24 protein-coding genes are annotated in these 25,288 nt (G+C 69.7%); 15 read left to right on the top strand and 9 right to left on the bottom strand.

Annotated elements, in window-relative coordinates:
* Positions 1-32: 32 nt before the first annotated feature.
* The 6 genes from NXI30_13910 (at position 33) to NXI30_13885 (ending at position 5,946) form a co-directional block, all read left to right on the top strand.
* On the top strand, positions 33-455 hold the full coding sequence (locus NXI30_13910) for a Na(+)/H(+) antiporter subunit B (GenBank protein MCR9095311.1): 423 nt from the start codon (positions 33-35) through the stop codon (positions 453-455).
* A gap of 59 nt (positions 456-514) precedes the next feature.
* Positions 515-898, top strand: coding sequence for a cation:proton antiporter subunit C (locus tag NXI30_13905; protein ID MCR9095310.1), 384 nt, complete (start codon positions 515-517; stop codon positions 896-898).
* Positions 899-984: 86 nt separating this feature from the next.
* On the top strand, positions 985-2,427 hold the full coding sequence (locus NXI30_13900; protein ID MCR9095309.1) for a monovalent cation/H+ antiporter subunit D family protein: 1,443 nt from the start codon (positions 985-987) through the stop codon (positions 2,425-2,427).
* Between the two features lie 22 nt (positions 2,428-2,449).
* Positions 2,450-3,907: a monovalent cation/H+ antiporter subunit D family protein gene (locus NXI30_13895; GenBank protein MCR9095308.1), complete on the top strand. Its 1,458-nt coding sequence runs from the start codon at positions 2,450-2,452 to the stop codon at positions 3,905-3,907.
* Between the two features lie 10 nt (positions 3,908-3,917).
* Positions 3,918-4,244, top strand: a complete 327-nt coding sequence (locus NXI30_13890) for a hypothetical protein (protein ID MCR9095307.1) — start codon at positions 3,918-3,920, stop codon at positions 4,242-4,244.
* Positions 4,237-5,946 (top strand): Na(+)/H(+) antiporter subunit D, encoded by a 1,710-nt coding sequence (locus NXI30_13885; GenBank protein MCR9095306.1) that lies wholly within the window; start codon positions 4,237-4,239, stop codon positions 5,944-5,946. Before NXI30_13890 ends, NXI30_13885 begins: the two co-directional genes overlap by 8 nt.
* Positions 5,947-6,050: 104 nt before the next feature.
* Here NXI30_13885 and NXI30_13880 read toward each other — a convergent pair whose 3' ends face one another.
* Positions 6,051-6,740, bottom strand: a complete 690-nt coding sequence (locus NXI30_13880; protein MCR9095305.1) for a VIT family protein — start codon at positions 6,738-6,740, stop codon at positions 6,051-6,053.
* Positions 6,741-6,843: 103 nt separating this feature from the next.
* Here NXI30_13880 and NXI30_13875 point away from each other — a divergent pair, with 103 nt between their 5' ends.
* The 5 genes from NXI30_13875 to NXI30_13855 all read left to right on the top strand — a co-directional run bounded on the left by NXI30_13875 (position 6,844) and on the right by NXI30_13855 (position 11,521).
* Positions 6,844-7,653 (top strand): enoyl-CoA hydratase-related protein, encoded by an 810-nt coding sequence (locus NXI30_13875; GenBank protein ID MCR9095304.1) that lies wholly within the window; start codon positions 6,844-6,846, stop codon positions 7,651-7,653.
* 17 nt (positions 7,654-7,670) lie between these two features.
* Positions 7,671-8,084 carry an ester cyclase gene (locus tag NXI30_13870; GenBank protein ID MCR9095303.1) on the top strand — a complete coding sequence of 138 codons (414 nt, stop codon included), beginning with the start codon at positions 7,671-7,673 and terminating at the stop codon, positions 8,082-8,084.
* A gap of 268 nt (positions 8,085-8,352) precedes the next feature.
* Complete coding sequence (locus NXI30_13865) at positions 8,353-9,117, top strand: hypothetical protein (GenBank protein MCR9095302.1); 765 nt, start codon at positions 8,353-8,355, stop codon at positions 9,115-9,117.
* 148 nt (positions 9,118-9,265) lie between these two features.
* Complete coding sequence (locus NXI30_13860) at positions 9,266-10,036, top strand: AAA family ATPase (GenBank protein ID MCR9095301.1); 771 nt, start codon at positions 9,266-9,268, stop codon at positions 10,034-10,036.
* A 129-nt stretch (positions 10,037-10,165) separates the two neighbouring features.
* Positions 10,166-11,521 carry a hypothetical protein gene (locus NXI30_13855; protein ID MCR9095300.1) on the top strand — a complete coding sequence of 452 codons (1,356 nt, stop codon included), beginning with the start codon at positions 10,166-10,168 and terminating at the stop codon, positions 11,519-11,521.
* A gap of 17 nt (positions 11,522-11,538) precedes the next feature.
* Here the strand turns inward: NXI30_13855 and NXI30_13850 are convergent, their stop codons facing one another.
* From NXI30_13850 to NXI30_13835, 4 genes are all read right to left on the bottom strand, one after another.
* Positions 11,539-12,795 (bottom strand): beta-lactamase family protein, encoded by a 1,257-nt coding sequence (locus tag NXI30_13850; GenBank protein ID MCR9095299.1) that lies wholly within the window; start codon positions 12,793-12,795, stop codon positions 11,539-11,541.
* 33 nt (positions 12,796-12,828) lie between these two features.
* Positions 12,829-13,224, bottom strand: a complete 396-nt coding sequence (locus NXI30_13845; protein MCR9095298.1) for a VOC family protein — start codon at positions 13,222-13,224, stop codon at positions 12,829-12,831.
* A gap of 22 nt (positions 13,225-13,246) precedes the next feature.
* On the bottom strand, positions 13,247-15,730 hold the full coding sequence (locus tag NXI30_13840; protein ID MCR9095297.1) for a CoA transferase: 2,484 nt from the start codon (positions 15,728-15,730) through the stop codon (positions 13,247-13,249).
* Positions 15,731-15,856: 126 nt separating this feature from the next.
* The gene (locus tag NXI30_13835) at positions 15,857-17,074 is read right to left on the bottom strand and encodes an amidohydrolase (protein ID MCR9095296.1); all 1,218 of its coding nucleotides are present in this window, start codon (positions 17,072-17,074) and stop codon (positions 15,857-15,859) included.
* Positions 17,075-17,365: 291 nt separating this feature from the next.
* Here NXI30_13835 and NXI30_13830 point away from each other — a divergent pair, with 291 nt between their 5' ends.
* The gene (locus tag NXI30_13830) at positions 17,366-18,250 is read left to right on the top strand and encodes a 3-keto-5-aminohexanoate cleavage protein (protein ID MCR9095295.1); all 885 of its coding nucleotides are present in this window, start codon (positions 17,366-17,368) and stop codon (positions 18,248-18,250) included.
* Between the two features lie 34 nt (positions 18,251-18,284).
* The gene (locus tag NXI30_13825) at positions 18,285-19,115 is read left to right on the top strand and encodes an alpha/beta hydrolase (GenBank protein MCR9095294.1); all 831 of its coding nucleotides are present in this window, start codon (positions 18,285-18,287) and stop codon (positions 19,113-19,115) included.
* Positions 19,116-19,125: 10 nt separating this feature from the next.
* Here NXI30_13825 and NXI30_13820 read toward each other — a convergent pair whose 3' ends face one another.
* From NXI30_13820 to NXI30_13810, 3 genes are all read right to left on the bottom strand, one after another.
* Entirely contained in the window at positions 19,126-19,764 is a 639-nt protein-coding gene (locus tag NXI30_13820; protein MCR9095293.1) for a hypothetical protein, read from the bottom strand.
* Positions 19,765-19,837: 73 nt separating this feature from the next.
* Entirely contained in the window at positions 19,838-20,959 is a 1,122-nt protein-coding gene (ald, locus tag NXI30_13815) for an alanine dehydrogenase (protein MCR9095292.1), read from the bottom strand.
* A 172-nt stretch (positions 20,960-21,131) separates the two neighbouring features.
* Entirely contained in the window at positions 21,132-21,896 is a 765-nt protein-coding gene (locus NXI30_13810; GenBank protein ID MCR9095291.1) for a hypothetical protein, read from the bottom strand.
* 548 nt (positions 21,897-22,444) lie between these two features.
* Here NXI30_13810 and NXI30_13805 point away from each other — a divergent pair.
* Positions 22,445-23,599, top strand: coding sequence for an OmpA family protein (locus NXI30_13805; GenBank protein ID MCR9095290.1), 1,155 nt, complete (start codon positions 22,445-22,447; stop codon positions 23,597-23,599).
* A 235-nt stretch (positions 23,600-23,834) separates the two neighbouring features.
* Here NXI30_13805 and NXI30_13800 read toward each other — a convergent pair whose 3' ends face one another.
* On the bottom strand, positions 23,835-24,209 hold the full coding sequence (locus tag NXI30_13800; GenBank protein ID MCR9095289.1) for a nuclear transport factor 2 family protein: 375 nt from the start codon (positions 24,207-24,209) through the stop codon (positions 23,835-23,837).
* 147 nt (positions 24,210-24,356) lie between these two features.
* Here NXI30_13800 and NXI30_13795 point away from each other — a divergent pair, with 147 nt between their 5' ends.
* The gene (locus tag NXI30_13795) at positions 24,357-25,151 is read left to right on the top strand and encodes an HTH domain-containing protein (GenBank protein ID MCR9095288.1); all 795 of its coding nucleotides are present in this window, start codon (positions 24,357-24,359) and stop codon (positions 25,149-25,151) included.
* Positions 25,152-25,288 lie beyond the last annotated feature (137 nt).

Below are 25,288 nucleotides of genomic sequence, written 5' to 3'. Positions count from 1 at the left end.
ACTTGGGCGAGCGCACGCCGATCAAGATGCGCGTGCGCGAGACGATCATCCTGCGGATCGTCGGCAAGGCGCTCGTTCCCTTCATCCTGCTCTTCGCCCTCTACGTCCAGTTCCACGGTGACTACGGGCCGGGGGGCGGCTTCCAGGCGGGCGTGATCTTCGCCGCGGGGCTGATCCTCCACGCGTTGATCTTCGGTCTCGATTCGCTGCGCGAGAAGGTGCCGCCGATCGTGGTCGAGGTCGGGATCGCCCTCGGCGCACTCCTCTATGCGGGCGTCGGCGTCGTGTCCATGCTGATGGGCGGCGAGTTCCTCCACTACGGGATGCTCGACACCCACGACATGGCCCACGGCCAGCACCTGGGGATCCTGCTCGTCGAGCTCGGCGTGGGGATCACGGTGACCTTCGTGATGGTCGCGATCTTCTACGCGTTCGCCGGGAGGTCGCGACAGTGATCGTCGATCTCTGGAACCACTTCCTGACCCACTGGAACTACCTCGGCTGCATCACGTTGATGATGATCGGTCTCTACATCGCGATCTCCCGCGGCAACCTCGTCAAGAAGATCATGGGAATCAACATCTTCCAGGCGAGCGTGATCCTGCTCTACGTTTCGATGGGGAAGGTGGCCGGCGGAACCGCGCCGATCCTGATCGATGGACGTTCCGAGATCGTCTACTCCAACCCGGTGCCGCACGTGCTCATGCTGACGGCGATCGTCGTCGGCGTGGCGAGCACCGCCCTGGGTCTCGCTCTCGTCGTGCGGATCAAGGAGGCCTACGAGACCGTCGAGGAGGACGAGATCGTGGCCCTCGACCGCGCCGAGGACGCGAAGGACCTCGCGACGGAAGCCCGGGAAGAAGCGGGCAAGGCCGCCTCAGAGGGAGGCGTCGCGTGACCGACGGCGCCGCTACCCACCACGTCGCGACCGAGGCGCTCTCGTTCGCGGATCATCTCCCGGCGCTCCAGGTGCTCTTGCCCCTGATGGGGGCGCCGCTCTGCTTCCTGCTGCGGAAGGAGGCCCTGGCCTCGGCCTTCACGGTCGCGATCAGCTTCGCCTGCCTGGGGATCTCCTTCGGCCTCCTCGAGCAGACGATGGACGGACAGATTCTCGTCTACGAGTTCGGTGGCTGGCCCCGGCCCTTCGGGATCGAGTACCGGATCGACATCACGAACGCGTTCGTGCTGGTCGTGGTCTCCCTCGTCGCGGCGGTCGTCTTCGCGGCGGGCCCCGGCCAGGCGCGCCGCGCGATCCCGGTCGGTCGCGAGTACCTCTTCTACTCGGCCGCGTTGCTCTGCCTGACCGGCCTGCTCGGCGTGACGATCACCGGCGACGTCTTCAACGTCTTCGTCTTCATGGAGATCTCGTCGCTCTCCTCCTACATCCTGATCGCCCTCGGCCGGGAGCGCCGCGCGCTGATGGCGGCCTTCTCGTACCTCGTGATGGGGACGATCGGCGCGACCTTCCTCCTGATCGGCATCGGGCTGATGTACCAGATGACGGGGACGCTCAACATGGTCGACATGGCCGTGCGCCTCCAGGCGGTGAGCGAGACCCGGACGGTCCTGGTCGCCGTCGCCTTCGTCGTCGTCGGGATCAGCACGAAGCTCGCCGTCTTCCCGCTCCATCAGTGGCTGCCCAACGCCTACAGCGAGGCGCCGCCGATCGTCTCCGCGTTCCTGGCGGCGACGGCGACCAAGGTCGCCTACTACCTCTTGATCCGGTTCTCGTTGGGCCTCTTCGGTGCTGCCCTGGTCTTCGATCGGATCGGGATCGACACGTTGCTCATGCCGCTTTCGGTCCTCGCGATGTTCGTCGGGTCGATCGCCGCGATCTACCAGACCGACTTCAAGCGGCTGCTGGCCTACTCGTCGATCGCGCAGATCGGGTACATGACCCTCGGCCTCTCCCTCGCCACGGAAGCGGGCGTCGCGGCCGGCCTCATCCACCTGTTCAACCACGCGCTCATGAAGGGCGCGCTCTTTCTCGTCGCCGCCTGTGTGACCTGGCGGATGGGCGCGACGAAGATCGCGATGATGCGTGGTCTGGGGCAGCGGATGCCCCTCACGATGGCGGCGCTCGTCGCATCGGGGCTCGCATTGGTCGGCGTGCCGGGGACGGCGGGCTTCGTGAGCAAGTGGGCGCTGGTCTCGGCGGCGCTCGAGCAGGACCAGCTCTTCCTGGCCTTCCTGATCATGGCCAGCTCGGTGCTCGCGGTCGTCTACATCTGGCGGCTCGTCGAGGTCGCCTACTTCGCGGAGCCCGATGGCGAGGTCGAGCGACGCGAGGCGCCGCTCCGCCTGCTGATCCCGACCTGGATCCTGGCGGGCATGACGATCTGGTTCGGGCTCTTCTCGGACTTCTCGGTCGACGTCGCCGAAGCCGCGGCCAGACAGCTCTTCCTCGGGCTCGGTGGGGGCGTCTAGCGTGAACGCCGAGACTGCGAACATGGCGATCGTCGCTGCCCTCTGTCTGCCGCTCCTCGGCGCGGCGGGTGTGCAGATCCTCGGGCGCTTCGTCTCGGACAACGCCCGGGACGCGTGGACGGTCCTGATCGGGATCGCGACCTTCTCCCAGGTGCTCCGGCTCGTCGAACCCGTGCTGGACGGGGCGCGCCCGAGCATCGGCCTGCCGGACTGGATGCCGGGCCTGGGCCTCGGCTTCGAGGTCGAGCCGCTGGGGCTGCTCTTCGGCCTCGTGGCGTCGGGGCTGTGGATCCTGACCTCGCTCTACGGCTTCGGGTACATGCGAGGCCACCACGAGAAGAACCAGACGCGGTTCTTCACCTGCTTCGCCCTCGCGATCTCCGCCGCCCTGGGCATCGCCTTCGCCGGCGACCTCGTCACGCTCTTCCTCTTCTACGAGATCCTGACCTTCTCGACCTTCCCGCTCGTGACCCACGCCGGGACGGAGGCGGCGGTCAAGGCGGGGCGGCTCTACCTGGGGATCCTGGTCTCGACCTCGGTCCTCTTCCTGCTCCTCGCGATCCTCTGGACGTCGACCCTCGCGGACGATCTCGGCTTCCGCCCCGGTGGCATCCTCGAAGGCAGGATCGAAGGCACGCAGGCCACGCTCCTTCTGCTGCTCTTCTCCTACGGGATCGGGAAGGCGGCGCTCATGCCCTTCCATCGCTGGCTGCCGGCCGCGATGGTCGCACCCACGCCCGTCTCGGCGCTCCTCCACGCCGTCGCCGTCGTGAAGGCCGGTGTCTTCTCCGTGCTCAAGATCGCGGTCTACGTGTTCGGATTCGACATGCTGTCGACCGGCGGGCTTTCGGATCTCGTCGCCTGGATCGCGGCGATCACGATCCTCGCCGCGTCGGTCCGGGCGCTCTCCCTCGACGGGTTCAAGCCGCGACTCGCCTACTCCACGATCAGCCAGCTCTCCTACATCGTGCTCGGGGCCATGCTCGCGACGGGAACGGCGGCCATGGGCGCGGGTCTCCACATCCTGATGCACGCCATCGGCAAGATCACGCTCTTCTTCGTCGCCGGCGCCGTCTACGTCGTGGCCCACAAGGACAAGGTCAGTCAGCTCGACGGCCTCGGCCGCAAGATGCCCTTCACCTTCGGCGCCTTCTGCGTGGCCAGCTTTTCGATCATCGGGCTGCCGCCCTTCGGCGGCGCCTGGAGCAAGTGGTTCCTCGTGACCGGCGCCTTCGAGGCCGACCAGTTCTGGCTCGGCATGGTCTTCATGGTGAGCTCGCTGCTCTCGATCGGCTATCTGATGCCCATCGTCGTGCGCGCCTTCTTCCGGCCGCTGCCCGAAGGTGAGGAGGGCGGCGTCGCCGACGCGCCGCTGCTCATGCTGCTCCCGATCTGCACGACGGCGCTCCTCTGCTTCGTCGCGTTCTTCTACACCGATGCGGTCTACGACCTGCTCGCCCCGGCGTTCGGGCTGGAATAGGGGAGGGGAGATGTCCGACGAGAATCACGCGCACGGCTCCGCTCCCGAGGGCGAACGCTCGTACTGGCTCGATCAGCCGGAGAACGTGAACCTGCTGATCAAGATCCTGATCGCGGCCGCGATCGGGGTCGTCCTGGCGGATCTCTTCTATCACAAGCACGGCCACTTCGGCTTCCAGGAGTGGTTCGCGTTCGACGCGGTCTTCGGGTTCGCGGCGTACGTCGGGCTCGTGAACTCGGCGAAGCTCCTGCGCAAGCTGGTGATGCGCGACGAGGACTACTACGAGGACGCCACGGTCGAGGCCGCAGCTGTGCGCGAGGAGACGTCTCATGACTGATCTCCTCGGTGCCATCCTGCAGGGCTCGCCGCCCGGCCTCCTGCTCGTCCTCGCGGCGATCCCCGTCGCCCTCCTGCCCCAGCGCCTGTCCCAGCCGGCGATGCTGGTCCTGCCTGTGATCGGGCTCTGGCAGCTCTTCCAGATGCCTGCGGAGTTCTCGCAGACGCTCCAGGTCTTCGACTACACCCTCGAGATCACGCGGATCGATCCGCTCTCCCGGGTCTTCGGAATCGTCTTCCACATCGCCGCGTTCATCGGCGTCCTCTACGCGGCCCACCAGCGCGATCCGCTCCAGGCCGGCGCCTCGCTGATCTACGCCGGCGCGGCGATCGCTGCCGTCTTCGCAGGTGACCTGCTCACGCTCTTCGTCTGGTGGGAGCTGACCGCCGTCTCGTCGGTCTTCCTGATCTGGGCGAGCCGCAACGAGCGCGCCCTGCGCGCGGGGCAGCGGTACCTCGTGATCCAGGTCCTGTCCGGCCTGCTGCTCCTGGCCGGCGCGATCGATCTCTACGCGGAGTCCGGCTCGCTCACCTTCGAGCACATCGGCCTCGGCTCTCGCGGCGGCCTGCTGGTCTTCCTCGCCTTCGGGATCAAGGCCTGCTTCCCGCTGCTCCACGGCTGGATGAAGGACGCCTATCCCGAAGCGACGGTGACCGGCACGGTCTTCCTCTCCGGCTTCACGACGAAGCTCGCGATCTACGCCCTGGCGCGCGGCTACGCCGGGACCGAGATCCTGATCCCGATCGGCGCCGCCATGACGGCGTTCCCGATCTTCTTCGCCGTGATCGAGAACGATCTGCGTCGCGTCCTTTCGTACAGCCTGAACAACCAGCTCGGCTTCATGGTCGTCGGCATCGGGATCGGCACCGAGCTCGCCCTGAACGGCACCGTCGCCCACGTCTTCGCCCACGTGATCTACAAGGCGCTGCTCTTCATGGCGATGGGCGCCGTCCTCTTCCGGGTCGGGACGATCAAGGCGTCGGAGCTCGGTGGGCTCTACAAGTCGATGCCCTGGACCGCGGCGTTCTGCATCATCGGCTCCATCTCGATCTCCGGCTTCCCGCTCACCTCGGGCTTCGTGTCGAAGTCGATGGTGCTCTCGGCGGCGAATGCCGAGCACCTGCTCCTCGCCTCGTTGGTCCTCCTCTTCGCGAGCGCCGGCGTCCTCGACCACTCGGGCATCAAGATCCCGTTCTTCTCCTTCTTCGCCCACGACTCCGGCAAGCGCGTCGAGGAAGCGCCGAAGAACATGCTCGCCGCGATGGCCATCGCCGCGTTCCTCTGCATCGGCGTCGGCGTCTACCCGGCCCCGCTCTACGCGATCCTGCCGTACCCGGTCGACTACGCGCCCTACACGTGGACCCACGTCTTCACCGTGCTCCAGCTGCTGATCTTCGCGGCCCTGGGCTTCGTCTTCCTCTGGAAGATGGGCTGGTACCCGCCGGAGCTCCGCTCGACCGTCCTCGACGTCGATTGGGTCTGGCGGCGTGCGTTCCCGGCCGTCTGGCGTGGCCTCGTCAGCGTCTGGAAGGACGCCCAGGAGACCTTCCTGCTGATCGCGGACGCCGTCCGGCTCCGCGTGCTCGACCTGGCCTCCGCGTCCCTCTCGCCCTGGTCCCGCTTCGGTGAGCCCTGGCCGACCGGCGCGACCGCGATGTGGGCGGCGGCGCTGCTGCTCGCGTACCTGTTCCTGTCGTACTAGTCCTCCGCCTGCGGGCGCTCGGCGGGGAGTTCGCCGTCTCAACCGCCGCCTGCGGGCGCTCGGCGGGGAGTCCGCCGCTTTCGGGTGCTCGGTGGGGGTGCGGTCTAGAGCGCGGCGCCGAAGAGTTGGCCGACGACGGTGGTCAGAAACATCGCCGCGGCGCCCCAGAGCGTGACCCGCGCGGCGCCCCGGGCCATGGGCGCGCCGCCGGCGTTCGCGCCGAGGGCGCCGAGCCCGGCGAGGGCGACGAGGGAGAGGCCGCCGACCCCGGGTACCGCACGCTCGATCGGCAGCACGGCGAGGGCGAGCAGCGGGACCGCGGCGCCCACGGCGAAGGTCGTTCCCGAAGCGAGCGCAGCCTGGACCGGGCGCGCCGTGGCGTGCTCGAGGATCCCGAGCTCCTCCCGGGCGTGGGCATCGAGCGCGTCGTGGGCCATCAGCTGTTCGGCGACCCGCTCCGCGGTCGCCAGGTCGACTCCACGCGCGACGTAGATCTGGGTCAGCTCCTCGAGCTCGAACTCGGGATCGTCTTCGAGTTCCTGGCGCTCCCGGCGGAGGTCGGCCTCCTCGGCGTCCTTCTGGGAGTGGACCGAGACGTACTCGCCGGCGGCCATCGACATCGCGCCGGCCACCAGCCCCGCGACCCCCGCCGTGAGGACCCCGCCGCGGCTCGCTTCGGCGGCGGCGACCCCGAGCACGAGGCTCGCGGTCGAGACGATGCCGTCGTTCGCGCCGAGCACGGCGGCCCGGAGCCAGCCGAGGTGACGGCTTCGATGGATTTCGTCGGTGTGCATGCGCCCCCCGTCGCGCGACGGCCAGGATAGCCCGCCCCTAGCGCCGCCGCGCTCGATCGGGTCTCATGGGTCGGACCGAACTTCGCGAGGAGCCCCGCTTTCGATGCCCGATGTGATCTACGAGAAGAACGACGGGATCGCGACGATCACGCTCAACCGCCCCGAGCGTCGCAACGCGTTCAGCCCCGAGTCGATCATCCGGCTCGCGGAAGCCTGGATCGACTACCGCGACGACGACGACCTGCGCGTCGCCATCCTGACGGGCGCCGGCGACAAGGCCTTCTGCGCCGGTGGCGACCTCGGGAGCCTGCTGCCGCTCTTCACCGGCGCCAAGCAGCCCGAGGACGAGTGGGGCGAACGTCTGATGGGCAACGTCGCGGAGTACATGTCGACGGCCCTCCTGCGGCCCTTCGAGCTCTACAAGCCGATCGTCGCCGCGATCAACGGTTTCGCCCTGGCCGGTGGATCGGAGCTCCTGCAGGCGACCGACATCCGGATTGCCTCCACGAACGCCTCGTTCGGCCTCTCCGAGCCGCAGCGGGGGCTGGTCCCCGGGGCCGGGTCGATGGTGCGTCTGCCGCGCCAGGTGCCCTGGGCGAAGGCGATGGAGATCCTGATGACCGGGGACCCGGTCTCCGCGGAGGACGCTCTGGCGATGGGCTTCGTGAACGACGTGGTCGAGCCCGAGGCGCTCATGCCCAGGGCCCTCGAGTTCGCGGATCGACTGAAGCGGAACGCGCCCCTCGCCGTCGCAGCGGTGAAGGAGGCCGCGCTCCGGACGAGCGGGCTCCCCCTCGAGGAGGCCTTCGCCATCGAGAACCAGGTCTCGGCGCGGGTGACGTCGTCGGAAGACGCCCGGGAGGGGCCGCGGGCGTTCATGGAGAAGCGCGATCCGGTCTGGACCGGGCGCTGAGCGGAGGGAGACGAGCGATGACGAGTCCGATCGAGGTGGTGAAGCGGGTGGTCGAGTGTGACAACGCCCGGGACGCGGCGGGCTACCGCGCGATCCTGCACGACGACTACCTGTCCTACGTCCACGGCAAGGAGCAGAACCGCGGGGCCGACGTCGAGGTCGCGGCCCTCGAGTCCTGGTGGAAGGCGGCGAGCGACGTCCACCTGGAGATCCTCGAGATCGGCGAGACCGACGGACTCGTGACACTCCGCTACACCCTGACCGGGACGAACGACGGCGACCTCTTCGGGATGCCGGCGAGTGGGAACCGTTTCCACGTCGAGAACTGCACGCTCCTGCGCGTGGTCGACGGCAAGGTGAAGGAGACCTTCCGCTACTCCGACACGATGGGGCTGATGACGCAACTCGGCGCCATGCCCGCTCGGGATTGACGGTCGGCGCGCGCGCGTCGCGTCGACGTGCGCCGCTCGGGTGCGTGTCCTTCGGGAAGTCGCGTTGCACACCTCGGTTCGTGCGCGGCGGATTCGTGCCGCGAGAGTCCGCTGCAATGCGGTCTCGCGCGCCGGGACTTGTGCATCTCGAAAGCTGTGCTTTTTCTCCTCGGCTCCATCCGACGACGACGCGTTCGCGCGAAGTCGTCCCTTTCCGAGGAGAGGTCCCGCCGTCCCGATGCGTCTCGTCCACCCGCTGTTCTACGCAATGCCCCGCCGCGACTCCACGCGCGGCGTTCACTTCCACGCCACCCGCGACCGTGATGCCAACTACGAGATCGCCTGTGCCCTGGCCGAGCAGGAGAATTTCGGTTTCGGCACGTCGATTCTGAACTTCCCGGCGACCCCGCGCACGAGCTACCAGCTGCTGCCGGAAGCCGACCTGCGGCACGTCCCGCTCCCCTTCGTCCGCGACCACGATGTGATCGTCTGCACCACCCGGCCTCCGCTCTCCGACGGGATGAGCGGCGACAACAAGTGCGTGGAGCCGGGGAACACCGATCTGGAGCGCCGGATCTTCCACTTCTGGGGGCGCTACGTCCGCAAGCTCTCCCGCGCCCACCTCGTGTGGTCCGACGCTGCGGCCGCCTTCCTGCCCGACGAGATGCGGAACCGCGCCGAGATCACGTTCTTCCAGCAGGGTTGCCGCTACCAGCACCTCAAGGAGCCCGGGGCGGACGGCGCGCGGATCCGGAGCCCGTTCGGTCAGCGGACCCTCGCGGCGCTGCTGCGACTCGACGAGCTCTGGCCGAACGGTCCGGGCCTCGTCTGCGCCTGGGGCATGAACGCGACCGCGACCCTCGCCTGGTGCCATCTGGTTCGTCACCGCTACCCGCATCTCCTCCACCATCGCGGGCTCACCGCCGTCGAGCTCGATCCGGCGCCGCTGCCGGCGCACCCGACGACCTTCGAGTGGACCCTCGACTGGCGGGCGACGCCGCTCTTCCAGACGGCGGGCGAGCTTCCGCAGTAGGGGCGGGGCGTCGATCGCGATCGTCGCGGGGGGCGCGCCGAAAATCCTGGGCCGCGATCGGAGTTCACGAGGATTCCCGCACGATTCGGATTCCCACTTGAACCGCTCCGTCCGGGCGAACGCACCCGGCGGAGTCATGGAGATCCGGATGCCCAGGAAGATGCGAGAGAAGTCCCGAGACAAGAGCCACGAAACGTCCCGAGCGAAGCAGCAGAAGCTCGACCTGTCCCCCGAAACCACGCCCTGGTCCCTCGTCGATCGCGTCCTCGCGAGCGCGCACGCGCGGACGCTCTATCTCTGGGGGCCGCCCGGCGTCGGCAAGTCGTTCGTGGCGACCCGCGAGGGGCTGGCCGGTCGCTCCGTCGCGGCGATCACCTTGACCCCTGAAACGCCCAGCGCGGAAATCCGCGGAGGGTGGATGCCGAAGGGGTCGGGATTCGAGTGGCGCGACGGCCCGGTGGTCACGGCCATGCGCGAGGGCGGCCGCGTCGTCCTGAACGAAGTCTCCTACGCCTCGTCGGACGTGCTCGCGTTCCTGCACCCGGTCCTCGAGTCGCCCGAGACGGCCCGGCTCACGCTCCCGAGCGGGGAGTCGGTCGTCCCCGCGCCGGGCTTCCAGGTCGTCGGGACCGACAACTGCTCGCTCGATCAGCTCCCGGAGGCCCTCCAGGATCGCTTCCGCAGCGTGCTCAAGGTCGAGGGGCCCCACCCCGACGCGCTCGCGCGCCTCCGGCCCGAGCTGCGGGAAGCCGCGCTCCGGACCTACGACCTCGAGCCCGAACGCGCGATCAGCATCCGTGGCTGGCTGGCGGTCCAGGACTTCGAGTCGGAGCTCGGCGCCGAGCAGGCCTGTCAGGTCGTGTTCGGTCGCGAGCGCGGTGAGCAGGTCTACAAGGCGCTGCGTCTGGCGGCCGCGTAGTCGACCGGCGCCGCCGCCGAGCGTCGCGCAGGGGGCCGGGCGCGCCCCCTGCGCCGATGCCTTCTCCCCCTTCCGCGCCCGGTCCGGGCCGGGTCGTCCCTGCGGCGCCCGGTTCCAGGAGGTCTTTCCATGCGTGTTCCCGAACGCCGTTCCTTCGAAACCCCCGACTCCGCCCACGCTCCCTATCCCGAGCTCGTCGAACCCGGTCGCCCCGCCGGTCGCTGGAAGGTGCTCGACAGCCGTCGCCATGACTGGCTCCCGAGCAACGGGGCGACGATCAAGGTCGATCGCATGCTCTTCGTCCCCCTCGAAGAGGGGGGCGAGCCGGTCTCGATGCACGAGCTCGCCCACGTCGCCTGGTCGCCGGACCGCTTCCCGGAGGTCGACTATCCGCTCATCCTGCTCCAGGCGGTCGAGGACGCGCGCATCAACCAGGGGCTCGCGCGGGTCGGCCTCCGGGTCGAGCCCGATCGAGCGTCCCTCGCGCACATCGCCCACCTGAGCGCCCGCGACGGCAAGAACGGGCGGGTGGCGGCGGTCCTGCTCCGGGCGATCGCTTCGATCGGGACGAGCGCCGAGCCGGTGACGCGCGGCGAGATCGAGGCGCTCACGCCTCGCGCGCGAGCGCTCGCGCTCGAGTGGCTCGAGCGCGTCGAGGCGCGCCTCCACGCGGACTGCGCGGCCGCTGGCGGGCCGGTTGCGCCCTTCGAGACCGCGGAGGCCGTGGCCGAGGAGCTCGCCGCGGCGCTTCGGCGCTACGGGCTCCTCGAAGACGACCTGAAGGTCAAGGGCATGACCTGCTGCTACGTCGCCGAGGGCGTCGAGGTCGGCGGGGCCCTCGGGCTCGGGGAGCGGGCGCGGCGGATGATCGGGCGACGCCTCGGGCTCGGCGAAGACGCGGAAGACGGCGGCGTCGAGCCCGGTGTCATGACGATCGCGCGGCCGCCGCTGCGCGTGCGCCTGCGGAAGCTCGGTCCGCCCCGCTTCGGCGCGCTCCGGTCGGCCACGGAGGGCGCGCAGATCCGTCGGCCGGACCGGCTGTTGATCGACCGGGCGATCTTCGCACGCCGCGGGCGGGCCGCCGGCGGGACCCTCCTGGTCGACGTGAGCGGGAGCATGTCGCTCGACGTCGACCAGGTCGAGGCGATCGTGCACGCGGCCGGGGGCGCAGCGACGGTCGCGACCTACTCGGGCTCGGGCGAGGAAGGCGAGCTGCGGATCGTGGCCGAGCGCGGTTGGCGGGTCGAGGAGACCGACCTCGCCCCGGTCGGTTCCGGCAACATCGTCGATCTCCCGGCGCTCCAGTGGCTCTCGCGCCAGCCGGAGCCGCGCTACTGGGTGTCGGATGGCGGCGTGACGGACGTGGGAGACAACAGCTGCCCCCACCTCCGCGATCGCTGCATGGCCGTCGCGCGACGCGGTCGGATCACGCGGGTCGAGGACGCGGACGCGGCGCTCGAGGCCCTCGGCGCGGCGTCGCGGTGAGCCTGCGGCGGGTCGCGTCAGCCGCCGACGACGATCGCCTGGAGGAGGAAGGGCACGATCGGATCGTCGCCGCCGGTGGGGTCGCGCTGCTGTTGCTGCATGACGACGAGGACCGTGCCGGTGGCCGGACTGATCCAGAGGTGGGTGCCGTAGGCGCCGCTCCACCAGAAGTCGCCGTCGTGCCCGGGCAGGAGCGAGGCCTCGGCGTCCGTCATGACCGAGACGCCGAGGCCGAAGGAGAGCCCTTCGATCCCCATCTCGCCGGCGAGCACGCCGCCGATCTCCGGCTCGCGCATGCGCCGGGCGGTCGCCGTCTCCAGGATCCGCACGCCGTCGTACTCGCCCTCGTTCCAGAGCATCAGCGCGAAGCGCATGTAGTCGGCGGCGGTCGATACGAGCCCGGTTCCACCGGGCGTCCAATCGTCCGGGCGGTTCTCCTGGACCGCCCGGACGAGGCCGTCCTCGCCGAGCTGGTACATGACCGCCAGCGGCGCGTCGGCCGGCACGTCCTTCAGGTAGGTCGTCCGGGTCATGCCGAGGGGCGCGAAGATCCGGCGCTCGAGGAAGCGGTCGACGGGCTCGCCGCTCGCCACCTCGATCAGGCGCGCAAGCACGTCGTACGCTGCGCCGTAGCGCCAGCGCGTCCCCGGCTCCTCGAAGAAGGGGAGCGGCGGGATCCGCTCGATCCGCGTCGAGAGCGGCCCCGACCCGGCATAGGTCCCCTCGGCGAGCCAGCGGTCGCGCAGCGGGCCCGGGGCGAAGCCGGGCCCCATACCCGACGCGAAGGCGAGCACGTGTCGGACGAGGAGCGGCGAAGCCATCGGCTTCGTCCCCGTCACGGTGCCGGCTTCGTCGGTGATCGCGACCCGGAGATCCGTGAAGGAGGGCAGGTAGCTCGAGACGGGCTCGTCGAGTCCGAGACGCCCCTCGTCCACGAGGATCATCGCCGCCGTCCCGATCACCGGCTTCGTCATCGACGCGATCTGGAAGCGCGTGTCGAGGGACATCGGGATCCCCGCCTCGACGTCCTGGTCGCCCGTCGTCGTCGCGTGGACGACCCGTCCGTCGCGCGCGACCAGGACCACGAAGCCCGAGCGCGCGCCCATCGCGACGCGCCCGCGGATCGCCGCCTCGATCGCCGCGTCTTCGAACCAGGAGAGCGGCTCCGCCTCCGGGAGGTCGGCCCGGGCGGGGGGCAGGTCCGGCAGCGGGGTGTCGCTGCCGCAGCCGACGAGGAAGAGCGCGAGAAAGCTGCCTGCGATGCATGCGCGCATGAGATCTGGCCTCCTGACGGGGCGACGGGTCGTCTAGTTCCGAAGCGCGTCGAGGTTTCCGGTCTCCGAATGGATCCACCACTGGTTTCCATCCGGGTCGAGAGCCGTGAAGCCGTAGGCGACGAAGCTCTCTTCCGGACCCTGAATGATCTGCGCGCCAGCGTCGACGGCCCGCGCGTGGACCTGGTCCACCTGCGCCCGCGTCGTCAAATGGAGCGCGATTCCGCTCGGGCCCGCTTCGGCCCAGGGCGGTGGCCGGACGTTGACGCTGATGCGCCCCCCGTGCCATTCGAGCTCGCCGTGCTCGACGGGGGCGCCGTCCGACGGGTCGCGCCAGATCTCTTCGAGGCCGAGGGCCGTCGCCGCCCAGTCGAGGATCGCTGCGACGTCGTTCGACCAGATCAAGGGATAGACCGACGGATTCGACATCCGGAGCGCCTCCAGGCCCGTCTCAGCTGAGGGCGCCCGCCGCCGCGATCGCGGAGATCTCTTCGTCGTCGTAGCCGAGGATCTCCTTCATCACCTCGAACGTGTGCTCGCCGATCAGCGGGCCCGCGTGGGTGGGCGCCGACGGCGTCTTCGAAAACTTCGTCACCGGGCCGTCGAAGCTCTGGCGGCCGAAGCCCGCGTGGTCGAGATCGATCCAGAAGTCGCGCGCAGCGAGCTGCGGATCGTGCCGGTAGTCCCGGGCCCGGAGCGGCACGTAGGCCGGCACGCCCGCCTCGCGCAGCCGGTCCGCGACCTCGAAGCATTTCTCGGAGGCGGCCCAGCGTTCGAGGATCCCGTCGATCTCGTCGCGGCGGGCCAGCCGGGCGTCGATCCCGTCGAGCTCGTCCCCGCCGAGGTCGGCGAGCTCCGGGATCAGGCCGCAGAGCGCGCGCCATTGGGCCGCCGTCCGCGTCTCGATCGCCACGAACCGCTCGGTCTCGCTCGTCCGGTAGACGCCGTGCGGGCAGCCCCACTCGGAGTCCAGACCGGGCTGGGCGACGACGCGGCCGGTCCGCTGCGAGTCGAGGATCGTCGGCGCCAGGTGGTGGATGGAGGCCTCGATCTGCGACACGTCGATCAGCTGGCCCTCGCCGGTCCGGTCGCGATGGTGCAGGGCGGCGACGAGGGCCGAGAGGGCATAGCGGGGCGAGATGAAGTCGGTGTACGCGCCCCAGGGCGAGACCGGCTTCCGGTCGGGCCAGCCGGTGATCCCGGTGAAACCGCCGAGGGCGGCCCCGTGGATCCCGAAGCCCGTGTGCTTGCGCTCGGGGCCCGTCTGGCCGCGCATGCAGCTGTAGAGCATCACGATGTCGGGCTTGATCTCGCGGAGCTGGTCGTAGCCGAGGCCGATCCGCTCGGCGGTACCCGGCGTGAAGTTCTCGACGACCACGTCGGCCCACTCGACCATCCGGTGGGCGACGGCGAGGCCTTCGGGCTTCGTGAAGTCGATCGCGATGCCCTTCTTGCTCTGGTTGAAGTTCGCGGCCATGTGGCCGGTCGTCGTGCCCGGGTCGCCGAGCCACGGCGGGATGAACCGCAGGGTGTCGACGCGGGACTCCGTCTCGACGCGAAGGACCGTCGCGCCGAGGTTGGCGAGGTCCTTTCCGATCAGCGGTCCGGCCGCGATCCACGAGAAGTCCGCGACCTTGAGCCCTTCGAAGGCCTGCGTGCGCGGCGCCGGATTCGCGACGGTCGGTCCGAGGGGCTTCCGGCCGACGTCGTCGACGAGGGCCTGGTCCTGACCGAGGGTGGGCGCGGGACGGTCGTACTCGATCGGGGTCTGGCCGAGACGCGCGAAAGGGCCGGGGACCTTGTCGCCGTCGAGCTCGATCCAGAAGTCGCGGTCGAGGAGCTGTGGATCCGCGAGGAGATCCGGCGCCGTGTTCACCGGCGCGATCAGCCACTTGCCCTTGACCGCCTGCTCCTGGATCTCCGCCTTCGTCATCGTCTTGAGGAAGGCCTTGAACTGCTCGACGCCGCGAAGCGCCGTCGCGAGCTCGAGCTTCCCCTCCTGGAGGTCCTGGATCCAGGTCATCCACTGGACTTCCAGGAGGTCGTCGTCGAGGCCGCCCTGTTCGCCGATCCACTTCATGCAGGCGTCGAAGCCGAAGGCGCCCTGGGCCCCGAGGACGAGGACGATCACGACGAAGCCGTCCTTGCACGGCTCCATGACGGGCAGGTCGAGCCCTTCGAAGACGGCCATCGTCCCGGTCCGCCCGGCGCGGTCCTCACCGAAGTTCGGCATCTCCTGGTCGACGGCGCTGAAGCTCGTCTGGTTCATCAGGCTCCAGAGCACCGCCGTCTGCACCGACGAATCGAGATGCTGTCCCTCGCCGGAGCGGTTGCGCGAGTAGAGCGCCATCAGCGCGTCCGCCGCGGCCTGGGTCGCGCCGAGGTGCGCCGTCTCGGGGAAGCCGATCGGCAGCGGGACGCGATCGCCGTCGCCGGTCGAGTTCAGCAGACCGCCCGCCGCCGAGAGCGTGAGATCCGTCGCCGGCTGCGTCGCATAGGGGCCGTCCTGACCGAAGGGCGAGACCGAGACGTAGATGAGCCCGGGATTCAGCGCTTCGAGGTCGGTGTAGCCGAGCCCCTTCGCGGCCATGTCTCCCGGCGTCGAGGACTCGAGCAGCATGTCCGCCGTCTGCGCGAGGGCGAGGAATTTCTTCCGGTCGGCCGCGTCGTCGAGGTCGAGGACGACGCTCCGTTTGCCGAGCCCCCAGGCTCGCCAGAAGAGCGACTGCTCCGGATCTCCGCTCCCGCGCTCCGGGCGCGGGGCGTTGGCGCTCGGCGGCGTCGCGAAGGGCGGGGCGAAGCGCGCTTCGCAGCCCCCCGGCGGCTCGACCTTGATCACCTCGGCGCCGAGGTCCGCGAGGATGCGGCCGGTGGCTTCGCCGAGGGGCGTGGTCAGGTCGAGGACACGGATTCCTTCGAGGGCGCGACAGGGCATGGGAGGTTCCTTCGGGTCGAGGTCGGTCGGGGCCGCCCGGCGGCGGACGGGGTCCACAAATGGAAACGCCCGCGCTGCTCCGGGTCAACCGGGCGGCGCGGGCGTTCTTCGATCGGGGACGAGGCCCTACGCGGGGCGGAGTTCGTTGAGCTCCCGCGTGTTGTCGCGGAGGATCTGGAGCGTCTGGGTGTCGTCGAACTGCTCGAGCTCCTTGACGTAGTCGAGGGGCGTCGGCATGCCCTCGATGTGCGGCCAGTCGGAGCCGAAGATCACGCGATTCGCGCCCATGTGGTGGGCGACCTCGTTCACGTCATCCTCCCAGAAGGGGTTGATCCAGACGTGCTGGCGGAAGCTCTCCGCCGGGTGCTCCCCATAGTAGTTGGCGATCGAGAGACGGTTCGCCGACTGGTTGAGCTTCCGGTAGAGATCCGGGAGGAACTCGGCGCCGTTCTCGATCGAAGCGATCCGGACGCCGGGATGGCGCTCGAAGAGCTTCTCGAAGGCGCAGGTGATCAGGAAGTCGTATGCCGCGCGCTCGATGTTGAAGTGCTTGATGTTGGGTGAGATCGCGGCGCCCACGGCGTCTGCGGTGAACCCGTCCTGCACGTAGCCGTGGGTCGTGTAGCCGGAGTCCGCGGCGTGGATCACGACGGTGATGCCGGATTCGGAGACGCGCGCCCAGAAGGGATCGTGGCGCGGGTGGCTCGGCGAGAACGTGCCCTCGCGGGTGTGCACGGCGGCCGGGCGCATGCAGACGACGCGCGCGCCTTCCTTGAGCGCCCATTCGAGCTCGCTGACGGCGAAGTCGACGTCGGTCAGCGTGATGTAGGGGGCACCGAAGATCCGGTTCTGGTAGGCGACGCCCCAGTCCTCGTGGAGCCAGCGGTTGAAGCCGTGAAAGAGGACCTTGACCGCCTCCGTGTCTTCCTTGATCAGCTCCTCGTAGAGGACGCCGAGCGTCGGGAAGAGCCACATCGCCTCGATGCCCTGCTCGTCCATCTTGTCGAGGCGGGCGTCGGGGTTCATGTAGTAGTCCGGCAGCGGCTCGCGCTCGCGGAGCGCCTTCATCATGGACGTGCCGTCCGGGTTGCCGCGCAGGAAGTCGGAGATCGCGCCGGGCATGGCGATCGGATCCCAGGTCGGGTTCTTCACCGCGTGCGCGAGCTTGCCGCCCACGACGTGGTGCTTGCGTCCCTCGATCTCCGCCCACTGGACGCAGCGCGCGTGCCATTCCTTCGGCACGTGGCGGGTGAAGGCGTCGAGGGCCTCGTAGTAGTGGTTGTCGCAGTCGAAGGGGAGGTAGCCGAGGTCCTGGGCGACGGGATTGTCCGTGGAGAAGGCCATGGTCGGGAACTCCTGTGGTGGGCTGGGATCGCGTCGGGGACGCCCGCCGCGCCTGGGTCCACAGCGCACGCGCTTGCGGCTCGGGGCGGGTTCCGAACGATCGTTCAGGCCCTCAGAGTCTAGCCGACTCGCGAGGGGCGGCGACACATCGGGAAGAGGCAAGTCGGTGGCGAATTCACCCGTCGGGACGGCCCTGAGGCGCTTTCGGGACGCCCCCGGGCGCGCGATCCTCGCCCCCGCAGCGCGGGCTCGTCTCGAGGCGGAGCGCCCGGGCGAGGGGGAGGGGGTTCCTTGGACAAGCTGATCATCGATGCCCGGCTGAACGAGTACACGTTCCGCGAGCCCAACCCGAACGTGCCGTACTCGCCGGAGGAGATCGCCTCCGACGCGGAGGCCTGTGTCGCCGCCGGAGCCTCGATCGTCCACTACCACGCGCGGGAGCCCGAGACCGGAGCGCCCTCGAACGACACCGCGCTCTATGCCGAGACCGCGCGGGCGATCCGCGGGCGTTGCGATGCGCTCGTCATGCCGACCCTCGGCGCGAACACGGTCACGGACCTCGACGAACGGATCGGGCACATCGAAGCGATGGCGAAGGACGACGCGACCCGGGCCGACCTCGTTCCCCTGGATCTAGCGAGCCTCTCCCTCGGGATGTGGCGCGAGGGCATGGACGAGGTCCGGGGCGACGACCTCGTCTACTACAACCCGATCGGGACGCTGAAGGCGCTGGCCGCTCGCGCACGGGCGGCGGGCGCACTTCCGATGGCGGCGATCTGGAACGTCGGGTCGCTGCGTCTGCTCGAAGCGTTCTGCACCACCGGAGTCCTGCCCGGCACGATCTTCGCGGAGCTCTTCACGACCGAGGGCGGGCTGATCTCCGGGCATCCGGGGACAGAGGCGGGGCTCCAGGCGCTGATCGACTTCGTGCCGCCGAGCGTCGACTGTCTCTGGGCAGCGGCCTGCTACGGCGCGAACGCGCTGCCGCTCGCCGAGCAGGCGATCGCGCAGGGCGGCCACGTCGCCATCGGTCTCGGAGACCATCCCTATCTCGAGCTCGGCGACGAACCGGCGACCAACGCCGAGGTCGTCGCGGCGGTCGTCGAGATCGCGCGGCGCCACGGCCGCGAGATCGCGACCCCGGCCGAGACCCGCGCGCGGCTCGCGGGGCGCTGAAGCGAGCGGCTGCGGCCGGAACGCGAGGAGAACGATGCAGGGTTTGCGCGCGACGCTTCGGGGACTCGACTTCTACTACGAGCACACGGGAGCGGGTGAAGGCCGGCCGAAGCTGCTCTTCGTCAACGGGACCGGGGGCGACCTGCGCCAGCAACCTCGACTGATCGACGGTCCGCTCGCGGAGGCGTTCGAGATCGCGGCCCACGATCAGCGCGGGCTCGGGCAGACGGCGAAGCCCGACGGGCCCTACACGATGGCCGACTACGCGGACGACGCCGCGGCGCTCCTCGACCACCTGGGTTGGGACCGTGCGCACGTCCTCGGCGTCTCGTTCGGTGGCATGGTCTCCCAGGAGCTCGCGCTTCGGCACCCGGATCGGATCGATCGGCTCGTGCTTTGCTGCACGTCGAGCGGCGGCGAAGGCGGCGCTTCCTATCCGCTCCACGAGCTCGCCGTGCTCGGTCCCGACGAGTACATGAACCGGGTCCTCGCGATCAGCGATACGCGCTGGTCCAGCGGAGAGGGCGGTCGCGATCCGTCCCGCTTCGCGAAGGTCTTCGAGTTCATGAAGAAGCGCACGCAGATTCCCGACGACGACGAGGACCCCGAGCGGAAGGCACGGGGCGCCGCGCGCCAGCTCGAAGCGCGGTTCGCTCACGACACCTGGGATCGCCTCGACGGGATCCGCGCCCGGACGCTGCTCTGCGGCGGGCGCTACGACGGGATCGCGCGACCGGAGAACATGGAGAACCTCGCCGCGCGCATCCCCGATTCGGAGCTCGCCTGGTTCGAGGGCGGGCACGGCTTCCTGCTCGAGGACCGGAGCGCGTTCCCGCGGATCATCGCGTTCCTGACGACGGACTGACGCCGTGCGCTCAGGCCGGGCGCCGTCGCAGCCCGAACGCGAGGCCCCCGCCCACCACGCCGAAGACGACCGCCATGAATCCGCGGACGAAGACGAAGTCGAAGATCGGCGCGACGGGCATCACGATCGTCTCCTCGATCGAGGCCCACTTGTGCTCGCCGCCCCCTGAAGCGGAGAGATCGAGCGCCATGTCGAGCATGTCCCGACGGCTGCGGTAGCGGACGATGCCGACCTGGTCCCAGGTCCCCTTCGACGCATCCGGAGGGATGAAGGGACCGGCGTAGTGCGCCATCAGGATCGGATGGGAGCCGCGTGCGAGCAGGGCCGGAAGGACGGCGCGGCCGTACCGATCCGCCGCCGCCTGCGCATCGTCGTCGTAGGGGGCGCCCGGCGGATAGAGCGCCTTCTGGCGGTACCGCATCAGGTTCAGCATGTAGAACTCGTCGCCATCGTCCTGGCTCGCGAGCACGCGGAACGATTCGAGGAGATCGCCGTCATGGGCGGAATGCGCCGACTGATTGGCCTCGATCCGCGCGAGCACCGCCTCGGTCTCCTCGGGCGTGAGCGGCGTGCCGGAGCCGCCGTACCAGAGGAGGAAGGCGAGGTAGAGCAGGGCGCTCAGGAGCAGGATGATGCGCGAAGGGGTCACAGGGCTCTCCTCGGCCGGGTTCGGTCGAGGAGGGTAGGTCGCGATCGGGGCCGACGCGCGTCCGTCGCCGTGGCTAGCGCGACTCGAGCGCCAGGATCGGCTCGACGTAGTCGTAGCCGAGGGCCTGCGCGACCTGCGGCTCGGTGACGTGGCCCGCGCACACGTTGAGGCCGTTCATCAGACCGAGATCGGTCTTGAGCGCGGTCCGAGCGCCGCGGTCGGCGAGCCGCCGGACGAAGGGCAGCGTCGCGTGGTTCAAGGCGTAGGTCGACGTCTTCGGGACGGCGCCCGGCATGTTCGCGACGCAGTAGTGGACGACGTCGTCGACCAGGAAGGTGGGCTCGGCGTGGGTGGTCGGTCGTGAGGTCTCGAAGCAGCCGCCCTGGTCGATCGCGACGTCGACGAGGACCGATCCCCGTCGCATGGCCGTGACGTGTTCACGGGTGACGAGGTGGGGCGCGGCCGCGCCGCGGACGAGCACGGCCCCGACGACCAGATCGGCGTCGAGGACGTGGCGCTCGATCGCCTCGCCGGTCGAGTAGACGGTCCGGAGCGCCGCGCCGAAGCGGGCGGCGAGGGCCTCGAGGACACGCGTGTCACGATCGAGGACGGTGACGTCGGCGCCGAGTCCGAGCGCCATCTGCAGGGCGTTCGCACCGACCACGCCGCCGCCGAGGACGACCACCTTCGCCGGTGCCACGCCGGGCACGCCACCGAGGAGCAGCCCCGCCCCGCCTCGACTCGCTTCCAGGCTCGCCGCGCCGGCCTGGATGGACATGCGCCCGGCGACCTGGGACATGGGGGTCAGCAGCGGCAGTCCGCCGCGGTCGTCGGTCACGGTCTCGTACGCGATGCAGGTGGCGCCGCTCGTGACGAGATCCTTGGTCTGGTCCGCATCGGGGGCGAGGTGGAGATAGGTGAAGAGCGTGTGGTCCGGCCGGAGCCGCGCTCGCTCTTCCGCCTGCGGCTCCTTCACCTTCACGATCAGCTCGGCCGCCTCGAAGACGTCGCCGGGCGTCGGAACGATCTCGGCGCCCGCGCGCGCGTAGTCTTCGTCCGATGCGTCGATGCCGACACCCGCGCCGGTCTCCACGAAGATCGCATGACCGTCACCCGCGAGCTCGCGAACGCTCGCCGGCGTCAGGCCGACCCGCCGCTCCTCGTTCTTGATCTCCCTGGGAACCCCGATCCGCATCGCGAACGCCTCCGTCCCCCGGACCATCGACGCGTCGCCGCATCGGCTGTACTCGAGGGTGTGCGGGCGCGCCGGCTCTACGCCTTCGAGCATGCTCACCGGAATGACGGAGGCAACCCGCCGGCAGTTCCCCGGGTGACCTCCGGGATCGTCGGCGCGCTCGGATCATCCGTCAGCGGGACGAGCCGAGCCCCCGGGTCGGGTCGAAGACCTGCGTCCGCGGGGCGGAGGACGCCTTGCAGAGCGCGAGGAAGTCGTTCACGAGATAGTCCCACGGCGACCGGAAGCGAGGCTGGGCCTCACCCGGGTCGTAGTCCGCGTAGGCCGCGACTTCCTTCGGTGCCGGAAACGCCTCGAGGCCCTCGCGGGCGAGCAGGAACTCGCAGCGACCGTAGTGGTGGAGGTGGCTCACGACGATCACGCAGCGCTTTCCGGCGAACGCGTAGCGAGGCAGCTGGTCGACGAAATGCCGGATCACCTGGCCCGTGTTCCAGTCCCGCGGCGGCGTCACGAGCGCCGGGGAGGGCGCGTCGTCCCGCTCGGAGAGCGCGAGACCGACTTCGTGCTGGACGCCGATCCAGGCCTCGGGGAAGAGCCGGTGGCAGCGAACGAGGGCGTCGGCGAGGGCGGCGTTGTTCGGCCCCGGTTGGCGATCCTCCGGGCGGCGCGCGAAGGGCGAATCGAGGCGGTAGCCGAAGGAGAGGCCGAGGATCGCGGCCGGGGCCGGGTGGAGGATGGCCGGGCGGGGCGTCTGTTCGATCGGCTCGAAGGCGCGGGTCACCTGCTCGACGGGGATCTTCCAGCCCTTGGCGATCTCGACGCCTTCGTGGCTCGTTCGCCGCGCGATCTCGTCACACAGCGCATCGACCAGCCGGGGCGAAAATGCGCGGCCTTCGTAGTGGGTCCGAACTCGCTTGATCAGTGCGGGGTGCTTCATGGTCTCCGGGTTCCCACGGGTGCACGGGCGCCCCCCTGGTCGGAACGCGCTTCCGTCGAGTGAGTGCCGGGGCCCCGGCGACGGTGACCGGTGGGAGGCGGGGCTCGGCGGCGTCTCGGCCACATTGCGCCGGGGCTGCCCGTCGGTTGCCGGTGTGCTTCCACCGGCGCGGTCAGGATTTCGCAGCTCGGCGTACGGATTTTTCGCGATGGAGACGTGCGTTCGGTGTGGCGGTTCGGTGCCCCTTCGCATTCAATTCTCCGAAGACCGGGTCCGGTCGCTTCCGGTGCGAGCACGTCCATCACAGGAATCGTGGTTGCGCGGATCGGAACGAGTGACCGGCGGGTCGGATGCAAAATAGAGGAGCTGGCGGCCACAACTACGGCGCGACGGCGACTCGGATAGCTAGTGTTGCCGCACTTCGGGGGCGACGGGTGGAGGTCGAGTGTCTTCCTTCCCTGCTCGTTCCAATCGAATCGCGGGGATCAACGTCTCCCGTCCACGAACCCGTGGCCGGGAGTGGAATCGATCGACAGGAGAATCCGCACATGAAGAAGTCTCTCGCCTCCCAGTCCTTTGGCGTGGCCGGTGGCCTCGCCGTCGCCGCGATGCTCGGCGCTTGCGCAAAGCCCCTCCCGTACCAGGAGCCCGTCGCGGTCACGCCGCCCTCGGGCACGGTCGCCGTCACCCAGGCCGTCACGATCCTCGACGCCTCCGGCTCGAAGGAAACCGGCTTCCCCGGCTCGAAGGCGACCCTCGAGTCCCTCGTCGCCGCGATGCCCGGCGGGAGCTACGAGGCCAGCCAGCTGAGCTTCGGCGGCGGCCAGCGTGAGACCGCCGGTGGCGGCAGCTTCGATCGCTCGACCCTCGCCGCGGCCGCCAAGGGCGCGACGTTCCTCCAGGGCTCGACGCCGCTCTACTCGGTCCTCGACAATGAGGTGACCGACGCGATCGGCGCCGGCGACGGCCGCGCCGCGGTCGTCATCATCTCGGACGGTCTTGCCACGGACTACGCCGGCCGCGACGACGCGGGCCGCGCGATCGCGTCGGCGAAGGCGCTCGCCGAGAGCCGTGCGGGCGAGGTCTGCTTCCACACGGTGCAGGCTGGCAACGATCCGGCCGGGGCCACGGCCCTTCGCTCGATCGCGGACGTCACGAGCTGCGGCAGCTTCACGACGACGACGGCGCTCGGTTCTTCCGCGGCGCTCCAGCAGTTCTCCCGCGCCGTGTATCTCGGCAACGAGCCGGCCCCGGCGCCGGTCGTGAACGTCGCGGCGGCGCCGCCGGACACGGACCGCGACGGCGTGATCGACCCGCGCGACGAGTGCCCCGGCACCCTGCGCGAGGCGCCCGTCGACGACCGCGGCTGCTGGCAGTTGAACGACCTCCGCTTCGCCGTCAACGGCGCGGCGATCGAGATCGACTTCGACGAGACCCTCGCGGCCGACATCGCGGTCTTGAAGGCGAACCCGGGCGTCCGCATCCGCGTCGATGGCCACACCGACTCCGACGGGGCGGCGGCCTACAACCAGGATCTGTCCGAGCGCCGCGCCAGCGCGGTCAAGGCGCGCCTCGTCTCGGCGGGCATCGACGCCGACCGCCTCGAAGTGAAGGGCTTCGGTGAGTCGAACCCGATCGTCCCGAACGACACGAAGGCCAACAAGCGCGAGAACCGCCGCGTGGAGCTCACGATCCTCGACTGATCCGCTCCACGAGCCGGCCGACACACGAAGGGCCCGGGACCCCCGCCCATGACGGCGGGGCCCCGGGCCCTTCTCCGTTCACCGCCCCAGCGCGCCCACGAGTGACGGCGACGGATTCAGCCCCAGCGACGCCGCGAAGCGGCGCCTGCGCCCGAGCCCTCAGCGCAAGACGGGTCCCCACAAGGGACCCGTCGAGAGGCGCGCAGCGCCGTCCGGCGTCAGCCGGCGCAAAGCGTCAGCCGGCGAAGTAAAGAAACTGCTCTTCGACGATCTTGCCGTCGGCGACGGTGTAGAGCGCGATCTCGTCGAGACTCTGGCGTTCGCCGGTCGGCTTGAAGGTCACGTCCATCGTGAAGCGGACCGCGAACTGATCTTCGCGCTGGCCGCAGTAGGGGCCGGTCGCGCTCTCGGCGTGGATCTCGTGGTTGTCGTACCACCAGGCGTTCTTGCCCCGGACGGCCTCGATCCCCTCCATCCGGGCCGGGAGCTCTTCCGAACCCTGGGCCTCGATCGAGACGATCTTGTCGTCGTAGAGGGCGTCGACAGCGTCGAGTCCCTTGCGGTCCTGGCAGAAGGCGACGAGTTGCTTTCCGATTTCGACGGTGTTCATGGTGGGATCCTTTCCTGGGTTCCTGCGATCGTTGTTTCTTCGGGTCTCGGCGTCTCGCCCGGTCCGATCTCGGCCGGGCTTCGAACACGGAGCACTCTAGACTCGAATAGGTCAGAAATTGACCTATTTGTGTGGCATCCTCGGGCGATGCCGAAGCGGAGTCGCGGTGACGAGCTCAAGCGCGGCGACCGGCTGGAAGCGCTGGTCGCCGCGATTCGTGCGCGCGAAGGCGTTTCGATGGGCGAGCTCGCGGAGGAGCTCGCCGTGAGCGTGCGGACGGTGCGGCGCGACGTGGCGCTGCTTCGCGCGCGGGGGCTCGACATCGAGGGGGACCGGGGACGCGGCGGTGGGATCCGTTTCGCTCGCTTCGCACCGCTGCCGCCGCTTCAGCTCGACGCGCAGCAGGCCGTCGGTCTCTGGCTCTCCGTCGAGATCGCCCGGCGCGTCTCCGGTCTGCCCTTCAGTCGCGGCAACCAGAGCGCGATGAACAAGGTCCTCGCGTCGCTCCCGCCGGAGCGGCGGGTGCAGCTTCGACAGCTCTGTCGTCGGATCGTCATCGGGACTCGGGCCTCCGAGGCGATGCGCGAGTCCTTCGGCGAAATGTCACCGACCCTGCTCGACACCTTCGAACGCTGCTTTCGCGAGAGCGTCTGCATGCGCTTCCGCTACACCGACCGCCTCGGTGCCGTCACCCAGCGCCGGGTCGAGCCCCACGGCATCTTCGTGCGCGCCCCGTTCTGGTACATCCTCGCCGTGGACATCGACCGGGTGGACGCCGATCCCGAAGCGGGTGCCGAGGAAGTCCGGCGCCAGTTCCGCATGGACCGGATCGCGAATCCGCGCGTGATCTCGCGCCGCTTCACACCCTCGATCGAGATCGTGGACGAGATGCTCGAGGACGAGCCCTATTTCGCCGTCGCCTCGGGCGACGCCTGGATCTAGTTCTGGGGCCCAAAGGGCTTGTTGACACCTGAGATTCCTTCGGAGGAAATGGGGTTGCAGACCAACCACCTCCACCGAAGGGAGATCTCAGGTGCAACTCCATCCTAACGCGAAGCTGACGCCGAAGACGCGGCTTC

It is taken from the genome of bacterium, from assembly GCA_024742285.1.
GTDB lineage: Bacteria > Myxococcota_A > UBA9160 > UBA9160 > UBA4427 > UBA4427.
The sequence above is the reverse complement of the archived record's forward strand: the minus strand, read 5'-3'. Positions and strand labels throughout refer to the sequence as shown.